This window comes from Bacillus sp. 166amftsu (assembly GCF_900107445.1).
Classification (GTDB): Bacteria; Bacillota; Bacilli; order Bacillales; family Bacillaceae_G; genus Bacillus_A; species Bacillus_A arachidis.
Genome location: NZ_FNQA01000001.1, coordinates 267,305 through 290,960, shown reverse-complemented (window position 1 = coordinate 290,960; position 23,656 = coordinate 267,305). Strand labels below are relative to the sequence as shown.

Here is a 23,656-nt window from a genome sequence, read left to right as displayed (position 1 = left end):
GAAAATTTAGATAACTACTTGGAGGTGGCGTTTGTGCCGTTAACACCATTAGATATTCATAACAAAGAATTTGGTCGCGGATTCCGTGGCTATGATGAGGATCAAGTAAATGAGTTTCTTGATCAGATCATCAAAGATTATGAATTGGTCATTCGTGAGAAGAAAGCATTAGAAGAAAAAGTTGCTCAGCTAGAAGGGAAATTGGATCATTTCTCTAACATTGAAGATACACTAAATAAATCTATCGTTGTTGCACAAGAAGCAGCGGAAGAAGTAAAGCGTAATGCACAAAAAGAAGCAAAATTAATTGTACGTGAAGCTGAAAAAAATGCAGACCGTATTATTAATGAAGCTTTAGTGAAATCAAGAAAAGTTGCATTTGATATTGAAGAACTAAAGAAACAAGCGAAAGTATTCCGCACACGTTTCCGTATGTTATTAGAAGCGCAGCTTGAAATGTTAAACAACGATGATTGGGACAAATTAATTGAGCTAGAAGAAGAAGTGGACGAGCTGTTAAAGAAAGAAGAAACAGTGTAAGCTTGACGTTTTTCTCATTATTACATATAATTTTAAACAACATATTTATTAAGAAAAACGAAGATAGGGATAAGTACCTTTTTTATACCTTATATAGCGAACTGAGGATGGTGTAAGCTCAGGATAAGGAGATAATGGGAAAATCACCCTGGAGTTCCGCGCTGAACAAAAAAGTAAGCGTAGGCGTATATTCGCGTTAAGAATACAAAGAGGACCAGTGCATATATGTATGGTCTACTAGGGTGGTACCGCGGGAGACTTTCTCGTCCCTTTTTGGGATGAGAAAGTCTCTTTTTTATTCCATTTTTTAGGGTCTTTCTTTTATACATTCGAGGAGGAATTGAGCATGGAGTATAAAAATACATTACTAATGCCGAAAACAGAATTCCCAATGCGTGGGAATTTACCAAAACGTGAGCCTGCAATGCAAGAAAAATGGGCTGAAATGAATATTTACGAAAAAGTACAAGAACATACAAAAGGCCGTCCTTTATTTGTATTACATGATGGTCCTCCATATGCGAATGGTGACATTCATATGGGACATGCATTAAATAAAGTATTAAAAGATTTTATTGTTCGTTACAAATCGATGACGGGATACTGTGCACCATATGTACCAGGATGGGATACACACGGTTTACCAATTGAACAAGCTTTAACAAATAAAGGTGTAAAACGTAAAGAAATGACGGTTGCAGAATTTCGTAAATTATGTGCAGAGTATGCATATGAACAAGTAAATCGTCAACGTGAGCAATTTAAACGCCTTGGTGTACGCGCAGATTGGGATAATCCATATATCACTCTAGAGCCAGCGTATGAAGCACAACAAATTAAAGTGTTTGGTGAAATGGCGAAAAAAGGTTACATCTATAAAGGACAAAAGCCTGTTTATTGGTCTCCGACGAGTGAATCTGCTTTAGCTGAAGCTGAAATTGAATATCAAGATAAAAAATCAGCATCTATTTACGTAGCATTCCCAGTAAAAGACGGGAAAAACGTATTAGAAGGTGATGAGAAATTTATCATTTGGACAACAACACCTTGGACATTACCAGCAAACTTAGGTATTTCTGTTCATCCAGAGCTTCAATATAGCATTGTCAAAGTAAATGGTGAAAAATATATTATTGCTTCTGAACTATTTGACACAGTTTCTAAAACGTTAGAATGGGAAAATGCTGAAGTTGTGAAAACAGTTAAAGGTAGCGAACTTGAGTATACAGTTGCGAAACATCCATTCTATGATCGGGATTCTTTAGTTATGCTTGGAGAACATGTTACAACGGATGCTGGTACAGGTTGTGTACATACAGCACCAGGACATGGGGAAGACGATTTCATTGTTGGGAAACAATATGGATTAGAGGTTCTTTGCCCAGTTGATGATAAAGGTGTATTAACAAATGAAGCGCCTGGATTTGAAGGTTTATTCTACGATAAAGCAAATAAGCCAATTACGGAAAAATTAGAAGAAGTGGGTGCGTTATTAAAATTAACATTTATCACGCATTCTTATCCACATGACTGGAGAACGAAAAAACCGATTATCTTCCGTGCGACAGCGCAATGGTTTGCATCTATTGAAGCATTCCGTAAAGAGTTATTACAAGCCGTTGAAGAAACGAAATGGGTGCCAGCATGGGGTGAAACACGTCTTCATAATATGGTTCGTGACCGTGGTGACTGGTGTATTTCTCGTCAACGTGCGTGGGGTGTACCAATTCCTGTCTTCTATGCAGAGAATAACGATCCAATTATTACAGATGAAACAATCAATCACGTAGCAGATCTATTCCGTGAGAACGGTTCTAACGTATGGTTTGAACGTGAAGCGAAAGATTTATTACCAGAAGGATTTACACATCCATCTAGTCCAAATGGTGAGTTCCGTAAAGAAACAGACATTATGGACGTATGGTTTGATTCAGGTTCTTCTCATCAAGCTGTTCTAGAAGAGCGCGAAGACTTACAACGTCCAGCTGATTTGTATTTAGAAGGATCTGACCAATACCGTGGTTGGTTTAACTCTTCGTTATCAACAGCAGTTGCAGTAACAGGTAAAGCACCATATAAAGGTGTTTTAAGCCATGGATTCGTCTTAGACGGTGAAGGTCGTAAAATGAGTAAATCTATCGGGAATATTGTTGTACCGAAGAAAATTATGGACCAATTAGGTGGAGATATTTTACGTCTGTGGGTATCTTCTGTTGATTATCAATCTGATGTACGTATTTCAGATGATATTTTAAAACAAGTAGCAGAAGTATATCGTAAAATCCGTAATACTTTCCGTTTCTTATTAGGAAATTTAGCTGACTTTAATCCAAGTCAAGATGCAGTAGCAAAAGCTGAACTACGCGAAGTAGATCGTTACATGCTGGTGAAACTAAATGACTTAATTACAAAAGTAAAAGAAGCATATGAAACATATGATTTTGCGGCAGTATATCATGCAATTCATAACTTCTGTACAATCGACTTAAGTTCATTCTATTTAGACTTTGCAAAAGACATTTTATACATCGAGGCTGCAAATCATCATGACCGTCGTGCAATTCAAACGGTGCTTTATGATGTTCTTGTTGCATTAACAAAACTTGTAACACCAATCTTACCGCATACAGCTGATGAAGTATGGCCATATGTTCCTGGTGTGGTTGAAGAAAGCGTTCAGCTAACTAATATGCCAGAAGCTGTTGAAATAGAAGGTGCGGAAGCGTTAAAAGCGAAATGGGATGCATTCATGACTCTTCGCGATGACGTATTAAAAGCGTTAGAAGTGGCTCGTAATGAAAAAGTAATCGGTAAGTCATTAAATGCGAGCATTACCCTTTATCCAACTGCAGAAATGAAACAAATGTTAGAGTCTATTAGTGAAGATTTAAAACAATTGTTTATTGTCTCTGAGTATAAACTTGGTGGAACAATTGAGGAAGCTCCAGCAGATGCTCCGAAATATGAGCATACAGCTGTTGTTGTGGTACAAGCAACTGGTGAAACATGTGAACGTTGTTGGATTGTTTCTGAAACAATTGGCAAAGACGTTGAGCACGAAACATTATGTGAGCGTTGTGCGACAGTTGTAAAAGAAAATTATGTAAAATAATAATGAAAAACTGACTGCTAATTATTGCAGTCAGTTTTTTATATGCATTACATGATTCACAGGTGGTAAAACCTTGTTTATGACATTATTATTTTATCAGTGATTCATCTCTTTCCTAGGAAGGAAAAATGTGTGAGCGGTAAGTGAGAAATTTTCGGACACACTAACGGTACATTGCAGCCGGGAGGAATGTACACGTGAATGAAATCTACATGGAAATCAAAGAAGAATTACAATTGATGAGAAAAGAATTACAGGAGCGACTGGCAAAAGAAGCGATGCACACATATCATATGGAATTCGGACAAGAACTAGGGTATGACATGAAGGAAGATGCGAAAAAGAAGTTATTTTTACATGATATAAGAGAAGATTTAAAAGATGTGGAACGAGCATTATTTAAAATGGAAATTGATATGTATGGAATTTGTGAAGAAACTGGAAAATATATTCCTGTAAAGCAAATGCAAATCATGCCAACAGCTCGTACAATTCATGAATTTTTATATGAGAAAGTAAATGTCTGATAGTACAATGATATTATATTACCTTTTTCCATTTTATTTTATTCTTCCGTAAAGGTTCATTGTGAAAAGACCGTAGCTATGCTAAAATTTTGAGGTACACTGTCTTTGTGGGGGAAATGAAAATGATATATTATTTAATAGCCTTATTTGTCATTGCCATCGATCAAATATCGAAATGGTTAATTGTAAAGAACATGGAATTAGGTACAAGTATCCCGATTATCGATAATGTATTATACATAACATCACATCGGAATAGAGGAGCTGCCTGGGGGATTTTAGAAGGTAAAATGTGGTTCTTCTATGTTATTACAGTTGTTTTTGTAGGGTTTATCGTATTTTATATGAAAAAGTATGCGAAAACAGATAAACTCCTAGGAGTTTCATTAGGCCTTATTTTAGGCGGAGCAATTGGCAATTTTATTGATCGTGTATTTAGACAAGAAGTGGTGGATTTCATTCACGTGTATATTTTTTCATACAACTATCCGGTATTTAACATAGCTGACTCAGCTTTATGTATTGGAGTTGTATTAATTATTATCCAAACATTATTAGAAGGAAAGAAAATGAAGGAGTAATTGAATGAGCGAAGTAGTACAAGTAACAGTTGCAGAAGAACAAAAAAATGAACGGATTGATAAGTTTGTTGCAGGTGTAAATAATGAATGGTCACGTACACAGGTGCAGCAATGGATTAAAGATGGTGTTGTAACCGTAAACGGAAATACCATTAAAGGAAATTATAAAGTAAAAGAAAAAGATGAAATTGCGGTAGCAATTCCAGAGCCAGAAGAACTAGATATTCGTGCAGAAGATATGAACTTAGAAATTTATTATGAGGATGCAGATGTATTAGTTGTCAATAAACCACGCGGTATGGTTGTACATCCAGCTCCTGGACATACAAGTGGTACCCTTGTAAATGGATTAATGTATCATTGTACAGATCTATCAGGTATTAACGGTGTAATGCGTCCTGGTATTGTGCATCGTATTGATAAAGACACATCTGGTTTATTGATGGTTGCTAAAAATGATATGGCACATGAATCTCTTGTAAATCAGCTTGTAGAAAAAACAGTAACAAGACGATATAAAGCAATCGTCCATGGTGTAATTCCACATGATAAAGGGACAATTGATGCTCCAATTGGCCGTGATAAAAAGGAACGCCAAAGTATGACGGTTGATGAAAATGGGAAGAATGCTGTTACGCATTTCCAGGTGTTAGAACGATTTAAAGATTTTACACTTGTAGAATGTCGTTTAGAAACCGGCCGTACGCACCAAATTCGTGTTCATATGAAATATATTGGATACCCGATTGCGGGAGATCCGAAATATGGTCCGAAAAAGACGTTAGATATAAATGGACAGGCGCTTCATGCAGGAATCTTAGGATTTGATCACCCTCGTACAGGAGAATATATCGAGTTTGAGGCACCAGTTCCAGCAGTGTTTGAAGAAGTCTTAAATGTTTTACGGAAATAGTATTGACAAAACAAATGGAATTTGCGATACTAACAACAGTTAAATAATGATCCTTTAACACAGCCCCGTGAGGTTGAGAAGGTAACGGTTTGAAATACTTAGGGTATAATTATACCCTTTTTTCAAAAGTCCTCTCGCACACGCTGAGAGGACTTTTTTTATACCATTCCTCTCACGCAAGAAAAAAGCTTGGAGGTGTAGAACATGCAAGAAAAAGCAGTCGTTTTAGATGACCAAATGATTCGCCGCGCTTTAACACGCATCAGTCATGAAATTGTGGAACGTAATAAAGGTGTTGATAATTGTGTTCTTGTCGGGATTAAAACACGTGGTATCTTTATTGCACAGCGTTTAGCAGAACGCATTGGTCAAATTGAAGGGAAAGAAATAGAAGTAGGGGAGTTAGACATTACATTGTATCGTGATGATTTAACACTACAATCTAAAAATAAAGAGCCACTTGTAAAAGGTTCTGATATTCCTGTGGACATTACGAAAAAGAAAGTTATTCTAGTGGATGATGTACTATATACAGGAAGAACGGTTCGAGCAGCAATGGATGCTCTGATGGATTTAGGTAGACCGTCACAAATCCAGCTTGCGGTTCTTGTAGACAGAGGTCATCGTGAATTACCAATTCGCGCTGATTATGTAGGGAAAAATATTCCAACATCAAGTGAAGAGCGTATTGAAGTTGATTTGCAAGAGACAGATCAACAAGATCGAGTAAGTATATACGATAAGTAAAGCCCTTTTAAATGTAGTCCTGTGAGGCTGCCAAAGGGTCTTGACTTTCGTATGTCAAATTTGACATACGAAAGTATAGGACTCTTTGTGCACAGTCACAAAGAGTTTTTTTATTGCAAAGTTTTAAACTGAAGGAGGATATAACAATGGAGCAAAAGCCAGTGTTAGACGTTCAGGAAGTACCGAAACCCGGGAAATGGTTATTTTTAAGTATACAGCATTTGTTCGCTATGTTTGGATCAACAGTGCTTGTTCCATTTTTAACAGGACTGAACCCATCAGTAGCTTTAATATCAAGTGGATTAGGAACACTAGCGTTCCTTCTTATAACAAAAGGTCAAGTACCAGCATATCTAGGATCATCATTTGCGTTTATCGCACCAATCATTACAGCAAAAACAGCAGGTGGGCCAGGAGCAGCAATGCTTGGTGGCTTACTAGCAGGACTTGTTTACATCTTAATTTCACTGGGAATTAAGAAGTCAGGATCAGAGTGGATCATGAAGTTACTCCCACCAATCGTAGTTGGTCCAGTCGTAATGGTTATCGGTTTAGCTTTAGCACATACAGCAGTTGATATGGCGATGAATGGTGCGGATGGCAAGTATAGCTTTACTCACTTTTCAGTAGCATTAGTAACATTAGCAATTACAATCATTTGCTCCATATTCGGAAGAGGATTTTTCAGCATCATACCAGTTTTACTTGGAATCGTCGGGGGATATATCTTCGCTTACTTCCAAGGGCTTGTAGATTTAAAACCGGTAGCTGAGGCAAAATGGTTTGACGTACCAGACTTCACAATACCATTTGTAACATATACTCCAGAGTTTTCATGGAAGATTGTACTCTTAATGGTACCAGTTGCACTCGTAACAATCTCAGAACATATCGGGCACCAAATTGTACTTGGAAATGTCATTAAAAGAGATCTAATTGAAAAACCAGGTCTACATCGCTCGATCTTCGGGGATGGGGTAGCAACATTAATTGCATCATTAATAGGTGGACCACCGAATACGACATACGGTGAAAACATCGGTGTACTAGCAATTACAAGAGCATACAGTGTATACCTATTCATTGGATCAGCGGTGTTCGCGATTATGTTCGGATTTATCGGTAAGATTTCAGCACTGATTCACTCGATTCCAACACCAGTTATGGGCGGAGTATCGATCTTACTTTTCGGTGTAATCGCATCAAGTGGTTTACGCATGATGGTAGATGATAAAACAGACCTAAGTGATAAACGAAACTTAATGATTGCATCAGTAATCCTGGTAATCGGTATTGGCGGCGCAGTACTACGCGTTGGAGAATCTTTCCAAGTAGAAGGCATGGCACTTGCAGCAATTGTAGGTGTACTATTAAATCTACTATTACCTGAAATGAAACAAAAACAACAATCTAAGCAGATTGCTTCATAAAAACAACCTTTTAATTCAGTCCTGTGAGACGAAAAAGGGGAGCTTCTTTCTTGCACCCTAGTCTCACATGACTAGGGTATTTTTATGCAGTTATTGTTATATAAATACAAAGGTGTTATCATAAAAATCAGAAAGATGAGGGATGACAATGAGCCATTTGTTAACGATGAGTGAATTATCGAAAGAAGAGATTTCAGAAATCCTAAAAGACGCAGAAGATTTTGCGAATGGAAAAGAGAGAAAATCAACAGAGCAAACATTTGTAGCAAACTTATTCTTCGAAAACAGTACAAGAACAAAGTTTAGCTTCGAAGTTGCCGAGAAGAAATTAGGACTTGATGTGCTAAATTTCGAAGTAGATTCCTCTAGCGTACAAAAAGGAGAAACGTTATACGATACGATAAGAACACTAGAATCAATCGGAACAAGAGCGGTAGTCATCCGCCATCAGCAAGATCGCTACTTCGATGAACTAAAAGATAAAGTAAGTATTCCAATCCTAAATGCTGGAGATGGATGTGGAAATCATCCAACGCAATGCCTGCTAGATCTTCTAACAATTAAACAAGAGTTTGGAAGCTTTGAAGGATTAAAGATTGCGATTGTTGGAGACATTCGTCATAGCCGAGTAGCTCGTTCCAATGCGGAAGCATTAACGAAATTAGGAGCAACAATTTACTTTGCTAGCCCAGAAGAGTGGAAAGGTGAAACAAACACATTCGGAACATACAAAGAATTAGATGAACTTGTTCCAGAAGTTGATGTGATGATGTTACTTCGTGTGCAACATGAGCGTCATGACCATTATGAAACAGACATCATGAAGGAGTATCATGAGCAGCACGGTTTAACAATTGAACGAGAAAAACGTATGAAACAAGGAAGCATTATTATGCATCCAGCTCCTGTAAATCGCGATGTAGAAATTGCGAGTGAACTTGTTGAGTGTGAGCGTTCCCGTATTTTCAAACAGATGGAAAATGGAGTTTACGTAAGAATGGCTGTACTAAAACGCGCGTTACCAAATGTATTAGGAGGAATGAAACATGAATTATTTGTTTAAAAATGGACGCTATCTAAATGAAGAAGGAAACATTGTAGTAACAGATCTTCTCGTACAAGACGGTAAAATTGCGAAAGTAGCAGAAAATATTACGGCAGATAATGCTGAAGTAATCGATGTAAACGGAAAATTAATCTCACCTGGATTAGTAGATGTACACGTTCATCTTCGCGAACCAGGTGGTGAACATAAAGAAACAATTGAAACAGGTACACTTGCAGCAGCAAAGGGTGGCTTTACAACAATTTGTGCAATGCCAAATACACGCCCAGTACCAGACAGCAAAGAACATATGGAAGATTTGCAAAAGCGAATTAAAGAAAAAGCGCATGTAAATGTATTACCATATGGTGCAATTACAGTACGCCAAGCAGGTTCTGAAATGACAGACTTTGAAACATTAAAAGAACTCGGTGCATTCGCGTTTACTGACGATGGAGTAGGCGTACAAGATGCAAGCATGATGCTAGCTGCTATGAAACGTGCAGCAAAATTAAATATGGCAGTCGTTGCACACTGTGAAGAAAATACATTGATTAATAAAGGTTGTGTACATGAAGGGAAGTTTTCTAAGAAACACGGATTAAACGGTATCCCATCAGTATGCGAATCCGTACATATTGCCCGGGACATATTACTTGCGGAAGCAGCAGATTGTCACTATCACGTATGTCACGTAAGTACAAAAGGATCTGTACGTGTAATCCGTGATGCAAAACGTGCTGGAATTAAAGTAACAGCAGAAGTAACACCGCATCACTTAGTATTATGTGAAGATGATATCCCATCAGTTGATCCAAACTTTAAAATGAATCCGCCGCTTCGAGGAAAAGAAGACCATGAAGCTTTAATTGAAGGATTATTAGATGGAACAATCGATATGATTGCAACTGACCATGCACCGCACGCTGCGGAAGAGAAAGCACAAGGGATTGAAAGAGCACCATTCGGAATTACTGGTTTTGAAACAGCATTCCCACTCTTATATACAAACCTTGTGAAAAAAGGGATTATCACATTAGAACAGCTAATTCAATTCTTAACAGAAAAGCCGGCTGATACATTTGGTTTAGAAGCAGGTCGCCTGAAAGAAGGTAGAGCAGCTGATATCACAATTATCGATTTAGAACAAGAAGACGAAATTGATCCAACAACATTCTTATCAAAAGGAAAGAATACACCATTCGCAGGTTGGAAATGCCAAGGTTGGCCGGTTATGACAATCGTTGGTGGTAAGATCGCATGGCAAAAGGAGAGTGCATTAGTATGAAAAGACAACTTATCTTAGAAGATGGAACAGTATTAATTGGAAAAGGTTTCGGAGGAGAAATCGAAAAGTCAGGTGAGGTTGTATTTACAACAGGAATGACAGGATATCAAGAAACATTATCTGATCCATCATATTGCGGTCAAATTGTAACATTTACGTATCCGTTAATCGGAAACTACGGAATTAATCGTGATGACTTTGAATCTATTCATCCATCTGTAAATGGTTTAATTGTAAACGAAATTTGTGATCATCCATCTAACTTCCGAAGTGAAATTTCGTTAGATGCATATTTAAAAGAAAGAAATATTCCTGGATTAGCAGGAATTGATACAAGAAAATTAACGCGAAAAATTCGTCAATATGGAACATTACGCGGACGTCTTTGCAACATGGATGCGGATGTAGAATACATCGTTAGCCAATTAAAAGCGACAGTCTTTACAGATCATGTAAAACGCGTATCAACAAAAGATCCATACCCAAGCCCAGGCCGTGGTCATCGTGTTGTACTTGTTGACTTCGGAATGAAACATGGTATTTTACGAGAATTAAATAAGCGCGACTGTGATGTAATTGTTGTACCTTACAATACAACAGCTGAAGAAATTTTACGCCTAAGCCCAGATGGAATTATGTTAAGTAATGGACCTGGGGATCCAAAAGATGTACCGGAAGCGATTGAAATGTTAAAAGAAATCATTGGAAAAGTACCTTTATTTGGGATCTGTCTTGGACATCAATTATTCGCTTTAGCATCTGGTGCAAATACAAGTAAGTTAAAATTCGGTCACCGTGGTTTAAACCATCCAGTAAAACACCTTGCAACTGGAAAAGTAGCAATTACTTCTCAAAATCATGGTTATGCAGTAGAAGAAGCATCAGTTGAAAATACAGAGCTTGAAATTACACATGTAGCTTTAAATGATGGAACAGTAGAAGGTCTTCGTCATAAGAAATTCCCAGCATTTACAGTACAATACCATCCAGAAGCTTCAGCAGGACCAGAAGATGCAAATGATTTATTCGAAGATTTCTTAACAATGATTGAAAACTTCAAGAAAGAAGGGGAAGAGTTATGCCAAAACGCCTAGACATTAACACAATTTTAGTAATCGGATCAGGACCAATTGTAATTGGGCAAGCAGCGGAGTTTGATTATTCTGGTACACAAGCTTGTCAATCTCTTAAAGAGGAAGGTTACAAAGTAATCCTTGTTAACTCAAACCCAGCAACAATTATGACGGATACTGCAACAGCAGATAAAGTATACATTGAGCCATTAACATTAGAATTCGTAAGCCGTATTATTCGCAAAGAACGTCCAGATGCGATCTTACCAACATTAGGTGGTCAAACAGGTTTAAACATGGCTGTTGAACTTGCAAAATCAGGCGTACTTGACGAGTGCGGAGTTGAAATTTTAGGCACAAAATTATCAGCAATCGAGCAGGCGGAAGATCGTGATTTATTCCGTACATTAATGAGAGATTTAAACGAACCAGTACCGCCTAGTGAAATTATTCATAACCTTGATGAAGCGTATGAATTTGTAAATGAAATTGGTTATCCAGTAATCGTTCGTCCTGCATTTACGCTAGGCGGAACTGGCGGCGGGATTTGCCATGATGAAAAAGAGCTAATTGAAACTGTAACAAGCGGTTTAAAACATAGCCCAGTAACGCAATGCTTATTGGAAAAAAGTATCGCTGGTTTTAAAGAGATTGAATATGAAGTAATGCGCGACGCGAACGATAATGCGATTGTAGTATGTAATATGGAAAATATTGACCCAGTTGGTGTGCATACAGGAGATTCCATCGTTATAGCGCCAAGCCAAACATTAAGTGACCGTGAATATCAAATGTTACGTAATACTTCATTAAGAATTATTCGTGCATTAGGAATTGAAGGTGGATGTAACGTTCAGCTTGCACTTGATCCATATAGCTTCCAATACTATGTAATCGAAGTAAATCCACGTGTAAGTCGTTCATCTGCGCTAGCATCTAAAGCAACTGGATATCCAATTGCAAAATTAGCGGCGAAAATTGCAGTCGGTTTAACATTAGATGAAATTGTAAACCCAGTAACACAAAAAACATATGCTTGCTTCGAGCCAGCATTAGATTATGTTGTTTCAAAAATTCCACGCTGGCCATTTGATAAGTTTGAATCAGCGAACAGAACGCTTGGAACACAGATGAAGGCAACTGGTGAAGTTATGTCAATTGGACGTAACTTAGAGGAATCATTATTAAAAGCGGTTCGCTCTCTAGAACTTGGCATTTATCACTTAGAGTTAGATCACTTAAAAGAACTTGATAAAGAAACGATGAAAAAGCGCATTATTAAAGCGGATGATGAGCGCCTGTTTATTGTAGCAGAAGCAATTCGTCAAGGTGTAACGAAAGAAGAAATCAACTCATGGTGTGAAATGGACTTCTTCTTCTTACAAAAAGTTGAAAACATCGTAAACATGGAACGCGAAGTAAAAGCGAATGTAGGAAATATGGAAGTATTACAATCTGCGAAAGAAATGGGATTCAGTGACCACTACATCGCAGCAGCTTGGAATAAAACTGAGCGTGAAATTTACGATATGCGCAAAGAAAATAATATGACGCCAGTATTCAAAATGGTTGATACTTGTGCGGCAGAATTCGAATCTGCAACGCCTTACTACTACAGCACATATGGCGATGAAAATGAATCAATCGTTACAGATCGTAAAAGCGTAGTTGTACTTGGATCTGGTCCAATCCGCATCGGTCAAGGTGTTGAATTTGACTATGCAACAGTTCACTCTGTATGGGCAATTAAAGAAGCTGGATATGAAGCGATTATTATTAATAATAATCCAGAAACAGTTTCAACAGACTTCAGTATTTCTGATAAGTTATACTTTGAGCCATTAACAATCGAAGATGTAATGCACATCATCGATTTAGAGAAACCAGAAGGTGTTATCGTTCAGTTCGGTGGACAAACGGCAATTAACTTAGCTGCAAAATTGGAAGCGCATGGTGTGAAAATTTTAGGAACATCTCTTGAAGATTTAGACCGTGCAGAAGATCGTGATAAATTTGAAGCAGCCTTAACACAGCTTGGTATTCCGCAACCAGTTGGTAAAACAGCAACGACTGTAGAACAAGCGGTAGCAATCGCTGAAGAAATTGGTTACCCAGTATTAGTAAGACCATCTTACGTACTAGGTGGGCGTGCGATGGAAATCGTATATCGTCAAGAAGAACTACTGCACTACATGAAAAATGCGGTTAAGGTTCATGCGGATCATCCGGTATTAATTGACCGCTATATGGTTGGTAAAGAAATTGAAGTAGATGCAATTTCAGACGGTGAAAATGTATTCATTCCAGGTATCATGGAACATATTGAACGCGCTGGAGTTCACTCTGGTGACTCAATTGGAGTATATCCACCGCAAAGCTTATCTGCAAAACTGAAAGAACAAATCATTGAAAATACAATTGCACTTGGAAAAGGATTAAACATTGTTGGATTACTGAATATCCAGTTTGTAGTATTCAAAGACGAAGTGTATGTAATTGAAGTAAACCCACGTGCGAGCCGTACAGTACCATTCTTAAGCAAAATTACAGGTGTACCAATGGCGAATATCGCAACGAAAGTTATTTTAGGTCAAAACCTTGTAGAACAAGGATATGAAACTGGCTATCGCCCAGAAGAGAATGAAGTGTATGTAAAAGCCCCAGTATTCTCATTTGCGAAACTACGTTCAGTTGATACAACATTAGGGCCTGAAATGAAATCAACAGGGGAAGTAATGGGTAAAGACTTAACGCTTGAAAAAGCACTATATAAAGGACTTGTTGCTTCTGGAATTAACATTCCAACGCACGGATCAGTAATCATTACTGTAGCGGATAAAGATAAAGAAGAAGCAATGGAAATTGCAAAACGCTTCCATGAAATCGGCTATAACTTATTAGCAACAGCTGGAACAGCAAAATCGTTAACAGAGCAAAATATTCCGGTGCAAGTTGTAAACAAAATTGATTCTGAAGACTACAACTTACTTGATATTATCCGTCAAGGGAAAGCACAGTTTGTAATCAATACATTAACAAAAGGAAAACAACCAGCGCGTGATGGTTTCCGCATTCGCCGTGAATCAGTAGAAAATGGTGTGGCTTGCTTAACATCACTTGATACAACAAGAGCAATTTTAAGAGTACTAGAATCAATGACATTCTCGGCTCACGCAATGAAAGAAATCGCGCCAACAAAGCGTCACGAGGTGGTACATGCATGATGCAAAAGCAAAATATGATCGTCGTTAACCAAAAAGAAATCGCAAAAAACATTTACGAATTAGTGCTTCAGGGGGATCTTGTGCAGCAAATGAACGATCCAGGGCAGTTTGTACACATTAAGGTAGCAGAGGGCATTACGCCTCTTCTGCGCCGCCCAATTAGTATTTGTAATGTCGATCAAGACAAGAATGAATTTACAATGCTATATCGTGCGGAAGGACAAGGAACGAAAACATTAGCAAAAAGAAAACAAGGTGAACTTGTTGATGTATTAGGCCCACTTGGACATGGTTTTCCTGTAGCAGAAGCGGAAGCTGGACAAACGGCTTTATTAGTAGGCGGTGGAATTGGTGTACCACCACTATATGAATTGTCACGACGTTTAGCAGCAAAGGGAGTACGTGTTATTCATATCTTAGGTTTTCAAACGAAAGATGTTGTCTTCTATGAAGAGAAATTCGCAGAGCTTGGTGATACGTATGTTGCAACGGTTGATGGTACACACGGTACAAAAGGGTTTGTAACAGATGTAATTGATAGCTATGGAATTGACTTTGACATTCTATATTCATGTGGACCTTTAGCGATGCTTCGAGCATTAGAAGGGCGCTATAAAGAGAAAAAAGCCTACATTTCATTAGAAGAACGCATGGGCTGTGGCATCGGAGCATGTTTCGCATGCGTATGTCACTTACAAGAAGATCCGAGTGGACATTCTTACAAGAAGGTGTGTAGCGACGGACCAGTATTTCCAATCGGGGAGGTTGTACTATGAACAGATTGCAAGTTGAATTACCAGGATTATCATTAAAGAATCCAATCATCCCAGCATCTGGTTGCTTCGGATTTGGTCGTGAGTATGCACAGTTTTATGACTTAAGTGTACTTGGATCCATTATGATTAAAGCGACGACAGAACAACCTCGTTATGGAAACCCAACGCCTCGTGTTGCTGAAACACCGGGCGGAATGCTAAATGCAATCGGACTTCAAAATCCTGGATTAGAAAAGGTAATGAATTCTGAATTACCGTGGCTCGAGCAATTTGATCTTCCGATTATTGCAAACGTTGCTGGTTCACAGGCTGAGGATTATGTAGCGGTTGCGAAAGAAATTTCAAAAGCACCAAATGTTCATGCGCTAGAATTAAATATTTCTTGTCCAAACGTAAAGACGGGTGGTATCGCTTTTGGTACGAACCCTGAAGTTGCTGCTGATTTAACGAAGCGAGTAAAAGAGGTTTCTGAAGTGCCGGTATATGTGAAATTGTCACCGAACGTGGCAAACATTGTGGAAATTGCAAAAGCAATTGAAAATGCAGGTGCGGACGGCTTAACGATGATTAATACATTGCTTGGTATGCGTCTAGATTTAAAAACAGCAAAACCAATTTTAGCAAACCGTACAGGTGGACTATCAGGCCCTGCGATTAAGCCGGTAGCAATTCGTATGGTACATGAAGTAAGTCAAGCTGTTAACATTCCGATTATCGGAATGGGTGGTATTGAATCAGCGGAAGATGTAATTGAATTCTTCTATGCTGGAGCAAGCGCGGTTGCAGTAGGGACGGCGAACTTTATCGATCCTTTCATATGTCCAACAATTATTGAAGAGTTACCAGCATTACTAGATGAATTAGGATTTGATCATATTTCGGAATGTCAAGGAAGGAGCTGGAAGCAAGTATGTCACAGTCGTTAATTGTTGCGCTAGATTTTCCAGGAAAACAAGAGGTAGAACAATTCTTACAACACTTTGAAGGGGAAGAGTTATTTGTCAAAGTTGGTATGGAGTTGTTTTACAAAGAAGGACCAGCAATTATTACGTACTTAAAAGAAAAAGGACATAAGATTTTTCTAGATTTAAAGCTTCATGATATTCCAAATACAGTAAAGAGCGCTATGCGTAGCCTAGCTAGTCTAGATGTTGATATGGTGAACGTTCATGCTGCTGGGGGAAGCAGTATGATGAAAGCTGCGATTGAGGGATTAGAGGAAGGTAAGCAAGAAGGAAAAGAGAGACCGATTTGTATTGCAGTTACACAACTAACAAGCACTTCGGAAGCTATGATGAAAAAAGAGATCGGCATTGAGAAAACGTTAGAAGAAGCGGTTGCGCATTATGCAAAATTAACGAAAGAAAGTGGACTTGATGGAGTTGTTTGTTCAACACTTGAAGTTCCGAAATTACGTGAAGTATGTGGAGATGAATTTGTAACAGTCACACCGGGTATTCGTCTTGCAAGTGATGATATAAATGACCAAGTGCGCGTTGCAACACCGAAACGTGCGAGGGAACTTGCTTCAAGTTACATTGTGGTTGGACGTAGTATTACAAAAGCAGAAAATCCGCTTGAAGCGTATGAAACAGTAAAACAACAGTGGGAAGGTGTAACAGTATGAAAAAAGAAATCGCATCACATTTATTAGAAATTGGAGCAGTATTTTTACAACCGAATGATCCATTTACTTGGTCTTCTGGTATGAAATCACCAATTTATTGTGATAATCGTTTAACTTTATCTTATCCAAAAGTACGCCAAGCGATCGCATCTGGATTAGAAGAGTTAATTAAAGAGCACTTCGGGGCTGTAGAAGTTATTGCAGGAACAGCAACTGCTGGTATCGCGCACGCTGCATGGGTAAGCGATCGTATGGATTTACCAATGTGCTACGTACGCAGCAAAGCAAAAGGACACGGTAAAGGGAACCAAATCGAAGGAAAAGCTGAAAAAGGTCAAAAAGTAGTAGTAGTAGAAGACTTAATTTCAACTGGCGGTAGTGCAATTACATGTGTAGAAGCACTTCGCGAGGCTGGTTGTGAAGTATTAGGAATCGTATCAATCTTCACATACGAGCTTGAGGCAGGAAAAGAGAAACTAGAAGCAGCAAACGTAGCATCATATTCTTTAAGTGATTACAGTGCATTAACTGAAGTTGCAGCAGAAAAAGGTATGATCGGACAAGCTGAAACGAAAAAATTACAAGAGTGGCGTAAAAATCCAGCTGACGAGGCTTGGATTACAGCGTAACAAAGAAAACACGACCGTGGGGGAAACTCGGTCGTGTTTTTTAATCTATTTAACAAGAATGGATACAGCACTAAATACCAACAAAATTGCCATAACTATATTAAACTGCTGTCTATATTGTAATAAGAGCTTTTGAAAAATAGAGCCAAATAGACTCCAACTAAATGTACTCATTAAGCCAACCATTCCTAAAAATAATGAGTAAATAAGGAAGCTGGAATAGGAATGGTAATAGGGGAGAATAAAGGTTGCTACTACTGTAAGCCCAAAAAGGATACCTTTTGGATTCACAAATTGTAACAAGATACCTATTAAGAAAAGATTTCGATTCTCTTCATCATTTCCCCCCGTATTTCCTTTACTAGTAAGTGTTTTAAAAGCCAAATATAGCATATAAGCTACACCAAAAATGGTTAAAGGAAATTCAATGATTGGCAGAGCACTTGTAAGTATGATGTTAAAAAAACTACACAATAATGTGAGAACAAAAAATCCAAAACTGACTCCTAAACAAAATGTAAAGGTTTTCTTTAATCCATGTTTATTCGCAAACGTCATTGCCATGATGTTATTGGGACCTGGAGTAAAACTGCTAATAAAAACAAATAACAAAAATGAAAATAAAGGCATTTTTGGACCTCCCTTTCACGGGTGTATGTTATAATGTCCGAAATGAACAATATAACGTCGTGTGTTTTATTATACAAATCGGTCGTTATAATGTATATAGATAGGAGTGATTTTATGGAAGAAATTCATCTTATTCTTGCAAGAAATTTAAAAGCGATCAGAGAGAAGGAGAAATTGAGTTTAGAAAAGGTCTCTCAATTAAGTGGAGTAAGTAAAACGATGATAGGGCAAATTGAAAGAGGCGAATCTAGTCCAACTCTTACAACAATTTGGAAAATAGCGAATGGATTGAAGGTTTCCTTTACTGCTTTAATAAATAATCCGCAGCCTGATACTACAGTGGTATTAAGAAATGAAATTCAAGTATTGTCTGAAGACAATGGAAGATATAGAGTCTATCCTTCTTTTCCATTCCAAGAGGATAGACGATTTGAAGTGTACGCTGTTGAAATTGAAAAAGACGGAGTATTAAGTTCCGAATTCCATAAAGAGGGAACTGAGGAATTTATTACTGTTTTTGATGGAGAAGTAACGATTCGTGTTAGTGAATGCAACTATACATTAAAAAGTGGTGATTCAATCAGGTTTAAGGCTGATAGACCACATACATATTATAATTCGGGAGAAACATTAGCTAGATTAAGTATGACGATATATTATCCAAGTTAATAAGTAACCTAAAAGATCGGCTTCCTTAATATAAAGGAAGCCAATTTTTTACTGGAAGAATGTTTAATCAATCATTTTTTTCGTGATGATCACTTGTATACGAAGAAATAGGACTACCTCATAGAAGTGCTGAATTTTTCTTAATTATCAATATTATGAGCGCGATTATATTACTTACATAAAAGATATTAGTGTCTCCCCTCTGCAGCTTCATAGCCCTTTACAAATAATAAAGTCATATAAGAAACGATAAATGAGAAAATGCAATACATGCCAATCCAAAAGAAAAAGGATGGGGGAAACAATGTAACTCCTATTATGAGAAAAATAGCAAACGTTACAATTGGCATCACGTAATATGTTTTTGTTCTACGTGTTCCAATTACTGAAACAATGAAAATAAGTAATGGCCAAATAAATAAGACGAACACCAATTCATTCATGGTCATGTCCCCTTTTTTGAAGAAGTAATCTGTTTCTCGTAAACGTTTTGAGAATATTGTTCTTCTAATATAATTTCAACAAGGGGTTAAAAATCCCTTTGTAAAATCAGTATATTGCAACAATTTACAAAGAGAAACCGTAAGTAAAGAAAATCTTACTTACGGTTATAATGAATGTTACAATACAAATAATCCTAAAAAATGGAATGAAAGGAGGGCTTATGTTTAAGAAAATAGATTTTTATGGTGTGATGACTTATTTAATTGTATCTATTATTTCAAGTCGATTCATTGAAAGTGATTGGATAGCGGTTATGATTGCTGTAGTTGGATTCATTTTTGCTTTATTATATCGCCGGGGAGAATGGAAAACATATGGCCGAAAAAAGAAGCTGATTTTAAGTGTTGAGTACGTTGTTTTAATGAGTACCCTCCCATTCATCTTAATGGAAGGCGGTAAACAAATGAACACGATGCAGATTCTCCAAGGGTGGTTATCTTTTGCTAAGTTACTATATTTAATTGCTATTTTAATCATAGTGGGCATAATTGTCACAAAAGTAAATGGAAAATTATTAGTAGATAATGAATTTAAAACATAAAAAGTGCTACCTCGTTAAGAGATAGCACTTTTTATTATTTTACAACATGAGTTTTATGCATCTTTTTAATCAATCGAATTTGCCCACGATGGCTGATTTCGTCTTCAAAGACATGGAACCATTTAAAGTAGTTATTTGCAGGTTTGTCATGCCAAAACGGTGTCGTCTTATAGAGCCACTCATCCGGAAGGGATTGGAACGTTGCTATCGTTTTAGCACGAACCTCTTGCAAAGTATTTATATAGTATTCTATTGGGTGATTTTTAATGTTTTGGCGTCCAAGGTCGCCCAATTCAACTCCTGGCAACCAACGTTCTAATTCCTCGTCTGTCGGCTCGCGGTCTTCAAAGGTATGAATTTGATAATAAAACTCAACTGCAGCCATATGATACAAAAGCATACCAACAGAGTTTGCCGTATCATCGTACAAATAATCGAGTTCTTCAATTGTTAAATCTTGTACATCTTGCATTGTTGTGTAACGAGCATAATTCATCATAGAAACAAGTTTTGAAAACTCTGTGTTTAATCCATCGATCTTATCAATTACGAAATTCAATCAAAATTCCTCCTAGTAAATGACATCTTTATAGAAAGATTTCTCTATGTAGGCAGGAATTCCTGTTAGAATAATAAGAAAAAAACGCCCCTATGATAAATGAAAGAATCATTACATAGAGGAGAGTTTCTTATTAGCCTATAACAATAAGGTCTCTATTCGCCTTTGTAATTACTTCATGTCCATCTTTTGTAATGACAATATCATCTTCAATTCTACAGCCACCCCAGCTAGGGATATAAATACCTGGTTCAACAGTCACAACCATTCCTTCCTGTAAAGTTGATTTACTTTCTTTTGATAATCGAAGTGGTTCATGAAGTTCTAATCCAACGCCATGGCCAGTAGAATGACCAAAGTATTCACCGTAACCGTGATCTGTAATGTAATTTCTTGTTACATCATCAATTGTTTTTGCTGATTCGCCAGGCCGGATTGCTTCGGTTCCTCGTTTTAATGCTTCTAATACAATACCATATATCTTTTCAAATTCTTTGGAGTAACTTCCAATCGCGATAGTACGTGTTAAATCAGAGCAATACCCATTGTAAAGTGCACCAAAATCTAATGTAACCATATCTCCGTTTTCAATCATCTTATTTGTGGCAACGCCGTGAGGAAGAGAAGAACGGACTCCAGAAGCTACGATAATGTTAAATGATGAGGAAGAAGCCCCTTGTTTTCGCATAAAAAACTCTAATTCATCTCGGACATCAAATTCAGATACACCGGGTTTTAGAAATCCTGTTATATGTTGAAATGCTTCATCAGCGATACGTGCTGCAATTTTGATTGTTTCGATTTCAGATTCTTCCTTAATGGCACGGATTGTTTCTACTAGTTCACTTACTTGTACAAGTTCGATGTTTGTATATTTTTTTAACGAACTATACTGCTGTAAGGTCATATTATTTTCTTCAATTCCTAGTCTTTGGATGTTTAATCTAGTTATATGATTTGCGATCTCTTGTTCCATGTTTCCTTTATGCATAATGATTTCAGATTCTTGTACCTGTGTCTTTGCTTGATCGACATAGCGGAAATCTGTAATGAATACAGCTTCAGTTGCAGATAGTAATACGGTACCAGCGCTACCTGTAAATCCAGTTGCATACTGGCGATTTTCCTTTTTCGTAATGAGTAATCCATCTATTCCATATCGATCTAGCTGTTCTTGTATTTTCTTTATTCTTGAAGTCATTTTGATTCCTCCCTTTCACTTCCTTATATAAAGCAATAATTGTGCCAATGTAATTTTCTTTGTATAAGAAATAATTACTACATAAAGTGTCTAAAAGTTTAGGAATATAACTCTTGTTTGTGTCTATATTTTTTTACACGAAACATATAAAGTGTCAATTTTTTTTATCATTATATATTGGTTTGATAGAGGGGGATAAGGGGGGAACGTCTTTGTGAAAGACAGGAAATATAATTTTATAAGAAAAAACGCAATGATCACCCATATTCATTGCGTTTTTGTTTCCTATAATCTTAGGCCTTTAATTTCATCACGGTATCAGCATCAGGTGTTACATACAATGTTTGTTGATTATCATATGTAACAAATCCTAGTTTGGCACCGCTTGGTTTTTTAACATGGCGAATTTTTGTGAAATCTACAGGAACAGAACTAGAATCTTTTGCTTTACTGTAATAAGCAGCAAGTTTGGCAGCTTCTAGCAAAGTTTCCTCGGTCGGTTCTAATGAACGAATGACAACGTGAGAACCAGGAATATCTTTTGTATGTAACCAAATTTCATCACGGCGTGCAAACTTCGTTGTTAAATAGTCATTTTGCTTGTTATTTTTACCGACAAAAATTTCTGTTCCATCGCTAGCGATATATTTATCTAATATTGGTTTTGTCGGTTTTTTCTTTGCGTTTTTTAATTTGCGGTTACGCATGTAGCCTTCTTCAGCTAATTCTTCGCGGATTTCTTCAATATCTTTTGAAGAAGCAGCTTCCATTTGTTGAAGTAAGCTATCAAAGTAAAGGATTTCTTCATTCGTTTTTTCGATTTGTTCTTCTACAATTGCAACAGAATTTTTCGCTTTTTGATACTTTTGGAAATAACGTTGTGCATTTTCGGATGGTGTTTTTAATGGATCTAACGTGATTTTTACTGTTCCACCATTCTCGTCGTAGTAGTTAACGGCTTCAATTTCTTTATCTCCTTTTTTTAATGCATACATGTTAGCAGTAAGAAGCTCACCGAATAATTGATATTTATCTGCTTTTCCCGCGTCTTGTAATGTTTTCTTTAATTTAACTAATTTCTTTTCATTCTTTGTTTTTTCATTGTACATAAATCGTTCTAAATCATGTGCTTGTTGTTTTACACGGTCGCGTTCTGCTTTTCCAAAGAAGAATCGATCTAATAATTCACTTACAGATAAGAATTTTTTAGCGTCACCTTTTAAATGTGTGAGCGGGAATAGATAAAAGAACTCTTTTCCATTTGCCGTTATCATTGTTGGCTCATATTGGTGTGCTTGCAGCGGTTTTTGTAATGTGAAAAATGCTTCTGATAATGCGTTTTCATTTATCATACCGGCTTTTCTTACAACTTCTTTTGCGAATAGTGGCGAAATCCCCATAAAGGTTCCGACGAGTTGTTTATCCATATTTCCAGCCAAAAAGTCTAGTGGTCTAATAAATTCATCTTGTGTTTCAATCTGCAATGGATTGATTTTATGCTGCGCTGGTGGTGCAACATATTCTGCGCCAGCATATACAGTACGATGCCTATTTACTGCTAAAGAAACGTGCTTTAAGCTATCTAAAATGATATTCGTTTTTGCGTCCACTAAAATAATATTACTGTGACGACCCATTATTTCAATCACTAATGTTTTTAACGATTCGTCACCAATTTCGTTACGGCTTCGAACGGTAATTTGAATGATTCGTTCTAAATCGACTTGTTCAATTTTCTCAATAAATCCACCTTCTAAATGTTTGCGAAGAAGCATACAAAACATTGGTGGTAATGCAGGTGAATCATAACCTTGACTTGTAAGATGCATACGTGTGTATGTAGGGTGTGCGGAAAGAAGCAGTTTTTGATTTTTTCCGTTCGCTCGAATATGTAACAAAATCTCATATTTTGAGGGCTGATATATTTTTGAAATTCTTCCTGTTTGAAGAGAATTAGCAATTTCATGTGTAATCGCTCTTGTAAATAATCCATCGAATGCCATTATGAACACTCCTTTCTAACTAAATGTTAATTATAGC

The 23,656-nt window shown here is 37.2% G+C and carries 22 protein-coding genes and 1 other annotated feature; of the genes, 17 read left to right on the top strand and 5 right to left on the bottom strand.

The annotated features are described in order from the left end of the window. The first annotated feature begins 33 nt into the window (after nt 1-33). The 15 genes from divIVA (at nt 34) to pyrE (ending at nt 17,512) form a co-directional block, all read left to right on the top strand. Nucleotides 34-540, top strand: a complete 507-nt coding sequence (gene divIVA, locus BLV40_RS01545) for a septum site-determining protein DivIVA (RefSeq protein WP_016116021.1) — start codon at nt 34-36, stop codon at nt 538-540. Between the two features lie 51 nt (nt 541-591). Continuing rightward, nucleotides 592-814: a binding site (T-box leader), on the top strand. Nucleotides 815-886: 72 nt separating this feature from the next. After that, nucleotides 887-3,652 carry an isoleucine--tRNA ligase gene (gene ileS2, locus BLV40_RS01540; RefSeq protein ID WP_026590260.1) on the top strand — a complete coding sequence of 922 codons (2,766 nt, stop codon included), beginning with the start codon at nt 887-889 and terminating at the stop codon, nt 3,650-3,652. 197 nt (nt 3,653-3,849) lie between these two features. Then, entirely contained in the window at nt 3,850-4,179 is a 330-nt protein-coding gene (locus BLV40_RS01535) for a TraR/DksA C4-type zinc finger protein (protein ID WP_026590261.1), read from the top strand. A gap of 122 nt (nt 4,180-4,301) precedes the next feature. Beyond that, entirely contained in the window at nt 4,302-4,760 is a 459-nt protein-coding gene (gene lspA, locus BLV40_RS01530) for a lipoprotein signal peptidase LspA (protein ID WP_026590262.1), read from the top strand. Between the two features lie 4 nt (nt 4,761-4,764). Then, a complete protein-coding gene (locus BLV40_RS01525; protein WP_026590263.1) occupies nt 4,765-5,673 on the top strand; it encodes an RluA family pseudouridine synthase in 909 nt (302 codons plus the stop codon). 204 nt (nt 5,674-5,877) lie between these two features. Continuing rightward, entirely contained in the window at nt 5,878-6,420 is a 543-nt protein-coding gene (gene pyrR / locus BLV40_RS01520; RefSeq protein WP_001156487.1) for a bifunctional pyrimidine operon transcriptional regulator/uracil phosphoribosyltransferase, read from the top strand. A 146-nt stretch (nt 6,421-6,566) separates the two neighbouring features. Continuing rightward, complete coding sequence (gene uraA / locus BLV40_RS01515; RefSeq protein ID WP_026590264.1) at nt 6,567-7,850, top strand: uracil permease; 1,284 nt, start codon at nt 6,567-6,569, stop codon at nt 7,848-7,850. A gap of 148 nt (nt 7,851-7,998) precedes the next feature. Then, nucleotides 7,999-8,913: an aspartate carbamoyltransferase catalytic subunit gene (locus BLV40_RS01510; protein ID WP_090687146.1), complete on the top strand. Its 915-nt coding sequence runs from the start codon at nt 7,999-8,001 to the stop codon at nt 8,911-8,913. Beyond that, nucleotides 8,897-10,183 carry a dihydroorotase gene (gene pyrC / locus BLV40_RS01505; RefSeq protein ID WP_090687144.1) on the top strand — a complete coding sequence of 429 codons (1,287 nt, stop codon included), beginning with the start codon at nt 8,897-8,899 and terminating at the stop codon, nt 10,181-10,183. The genes BLV40_RS01510 and pyrC overlap by 17 nt, the downstream gene beginning before the upstream one ends. Further along, nucleotides 10,180-11,277, top strand: a complete 1,098-nt coding sequence (locus BLV40_RS01500) for a carbamoyl phosphate synthase small subunit (protein WP_026590267.1) — start codon at nt 10,180-10,182, stop codon at nt 11,275-11,277. The genes pyrC and BLV40_RS01500 overlap by 4 nt, the downstream gene beginning before the upstream one ends. Beyond that, on the top strand, nt 11,262-14,480 hold the full coding sequence (carB, locus tag BLV40_RS01495; protein ID WP_026590268.1) for a carbamoyl-phosphate synthase large subunit: 3,219 nt from the start codon (nt 11,262-11,264) through the stop codon (nt 14,478-14,480). The genes BLV40_RS01500 and carB overlap by 16 nt, the downstream gene beginning before the upstream one ends. Next, a complete protein-coding gene (gene pyrK, locus BLV40_RS01490; RefSeq protein WP_090687143.1) occupies nt 14,477-15,256 on the top strand; it encodes a dihydroorotate oxidase B electron transfer subunit in 780 nt (259 codons plus the stop codon). The genes carB and pyrK overlap by 4 nt, the downstream gene beginning before the upstream one ends. After that, nucleotides 15,253-16,182 carry a dihydroorotate oxidase B catalytic subunit gene (gene pyrD / locus BLV40_RS01485; protein WP_026590270.1) on the top strand — a complete coding sequence of 310 codons (930 nt, stop codon included), beginning with the start codon at nt 15,253-15,255 and terminating at the stop codon, nt 16,180-16,182. Before pyrK ends, pyrD begins: the two co-directional genes overlap by 4 nt. Then, nucleotides 16,167-16,883, top strand: a complete 717-nt coding sequence (pyrF, locus tag BLV40_RS01480; protein WP_090687141.1) for an orotidine-5'-phosphate decarboxylase — start codon at nt 16,167-16,169, stop codon at nt 16,881-16,883. Before pyrD ends, pyrF begins: the two co-directional genes overlap by 16 nt. Beyond that, nucleotides 16,880-17,512 (top strand): orotate phosphoribosyltransferase, encoded by a 633-nt coding sequence (gene pyrE, locus BLV40_RS01475; protein ID WP_026590272.1) that lies wholly within the window; start codon nt 16,880-16,882, stop codon nt 17,510-17,512. Before pyrF ends, pyrE begins: the two co-directional genes overlap by 4 nt. 45 nt (nt 17,513-17,557) lie before the next feature. On the opposite strand, the gene BLV40_RS01470 is transcribed toward pyrE, so the two are convergent. Next, nucleotides 17,558-18,142, bottom strand: coding sequence for a LysE family transporter (locus BLV40_RS01470; RefSeq protein ID WP_090687139.1), 585 nt, complete (start codon nt 18,140-18,142; stop codon nt 17,558-17,560). Nucleotides 18,143-18,256: 114 nt separating this feature from the next. Here BLV40_RS01470 and BLV40_RS01465 point away from each other — a divergent pair, with 114 nt between their 5' ends. After that, a complete protein-coding gene (locus tag BLV40_RS01465; protein ID WP_090687138.1) occupies nt 18,257-18,811 on the top strand; it encodes a helix-turn-helix domain-containing protein in 555 nt (184 codons plus the stop codon). A gap of 188 nt (nt 18,812-18,999) precedes the next feature. Here the strand turns inward: BLV40_RS01465 and BLV40_RS01460 are convergent, their stop codons facing one another. Beyond that, complete coding sequence (locus BLV40_RS01460) at nt 19,000-19,254, bottom strand: YbeF family protein (protein WP_026590275.1); 255 nt, start codon at nt 19,252-19,254, stop codon at nt 19,000-19,002. 221 nt (nt 19,255-19,475) lie between these two features. On the opposite strand from BLV40_RS01460, the gene BLV40_RS01455 reads away from it, so the two are divergent. Beyond that, a complete protein-coding gene (locus tag BLV40_RS01455; protein ID WP_090687136.1) occupies nt 19,476-19,856 on the top strand; it encodes a YoqO family protein in 381 nt (126 codons plus the stop codon). A gap of 34 nt (nt 19,857-19,890) precedes the next feature. Here BLV40_RS01455 and BLV40_RS01450 read toward each other — a convergent pair whose 3' ends face one another. From BLV40_RS01450 to BLV40_RS01440, 3 genes are all read right to left on the bottom strand, one after another. Continuing rightward, nucleotides 19,891-20,415 carry a DinB family protein gene (locus BLV40_RS01450; protein ID WP_026590277.1) on the bottom strand — a complete coding sequence of 175 codons (525 nt, stop codon included), beginning with the start codon at nt 20,413-20,415 and terminating at the stop codon, nt 19,891-19,893. 133 nt (nt 20,416-20,548) lie between these two features. Then, nucleotides 20,549-21,616: a M24 family metallopeptidase gene (locus tag BLV40_RS01445; protein WP_090687135.1), complete on the bottom strand. Its 1,068-nt coding sequence runs from the start codon at nt 21,614-21,616 to the stop codon at nt 20,549-20,551. A gap of 293 nt (nt 21,617-21,909) precedes the next feature. Further along, nucleotides 21,910-23,619: an Rqc2 family fibronectin-binding protein gene (locus BLV40_RS01440; RefSeq protein ID WP_090687133.1), complete on the bottom strand. Its 1,710-nt coding sequence runs from the start codon at nt 23,617-23,619 to the stop codon at nt 21,910-21,912. Between the last annotated feature and the right edge of the window lie 37 nt (nt 23,620-23,656).

Coding starts and splice junctions, on each gene's coding strand:
- pyrF (WP_090687141.1), top strand. CDS start 16,167: ATGTCACAGTCGTTAATTGTTGCGCTAGATTTTCCAGGAAAACAAGAG.
- pyrK (WP_090687143.1), top strand. CDS start 14,477: ATGATGCAAAAGCAAAATATGATCGTCGTTAACCAAAAAGAAATCGCA.
- BLV40_RS01445 (WP_090687135.1), bottom strand. CDS start 21,616: ATGACTTCAAGAATAAAGAAAATACAAGAACAGCTAGATCGATATGGA.
- BLV40_RS01465 (WP_090687138.1), top strand. CDS start 18,257: ATGGAAGAAATTCATCTTATTCTTGCAAGAAATTTAAAAGCGATCAGA.
- pyrR (WP_001156487.1), top strand. CDS start 5,878: ATGCAAGAAAAAGCAGTCGTTTTAGATGACCAAATGATTCGCCGCGCT.
- carB (WP_026590268.1), top strand. CDS start 11,262: ATGCCAAAACGCCTAGACATTAACACAATTTTAGTAATCGGATCAGGA.
- pyrC (WP_090687144.1), top strand. CDS start 8,897: ATGAATTATTTGTTTAAAAATGGACGCTATCTAAATGAAGAAGGAAAC.
- BLV40_RS01525 (WP_026590263.1), top strand. CDS start 4,765: ATGAGCGAAGTAGTACAAGTAACAGTTGCAGAAGAACAAAAAAATGAA.
- ileS2 (WP_026590260.1), top strand. CDS start 887: ATGGAGTATAAAAATACATTACTAATGCCGAAAACAGAATTCCCAATG.
- BLV40_RS01455 (WP_090687136.1), top strand. CDS start 19,476: ATGTTTAAGAAAATAGATTTTTATGGTGTGATGACTTATTTAATTGTA.
- BLV40_RS01510 (WP_090687146.1), top strand. CDS start 7,999: ATGAGCCATTTGTTAACGATGAGTGAATTATCGAAAGAAGAGATTTCA.
- lspA (WP_026590262.1), top strand. CDS start 4,302: ATGATATATTATTTAATAGCCTTATTTGTCATTGCCATCGATCAAATA.
- BLV40_RS01470 (WP_090687139.1), bottom strand. CDS start 18,142: ATGCCTTTATTTTCATTTTTGTTATTTGTTTTTATTAGCAGTTTTACT.
- uraA (WP_026590264.1), top strand. CDS start 6,567: ATGGAGCAAAAGCCAGTGTTAGACGTTCAGGAAGTACCGAAACCCGGG.
- BLV40_RS01500 (WP_026590267.1), top strand. CDS start 10,180: ATGAAAAGACAACTTATCTTAGAAGATGGAACAGTATTAATTGGAAAA.
- pyrD (WP_026590270.1), top strand. CDS start 15,253: ATGAACAGATTGCAAGTTGAATTACCAGGATTATCATTAAAGAATCCA.
- BLV40_RS01440 (WP_090687133.1), bottom strand. CDS start 23,619: ATGGCATTCGATGGATTATTTACAAGAGCGATTACACATGAAATTGCT.
- pyrE (WP_026590272.1), top strand. CDS start 16,880: ATGAAAAAAGAAATCGCATCACATTTATTAGAAATTGGAGCAGTATTT.
- BLV40_RS01460 (WP_026590275.1), bottom strand. CDS start 19,254: ATGAATGAATTGGTGTTCGTCTTATTTATTTGGCCATTACTTATTTTC.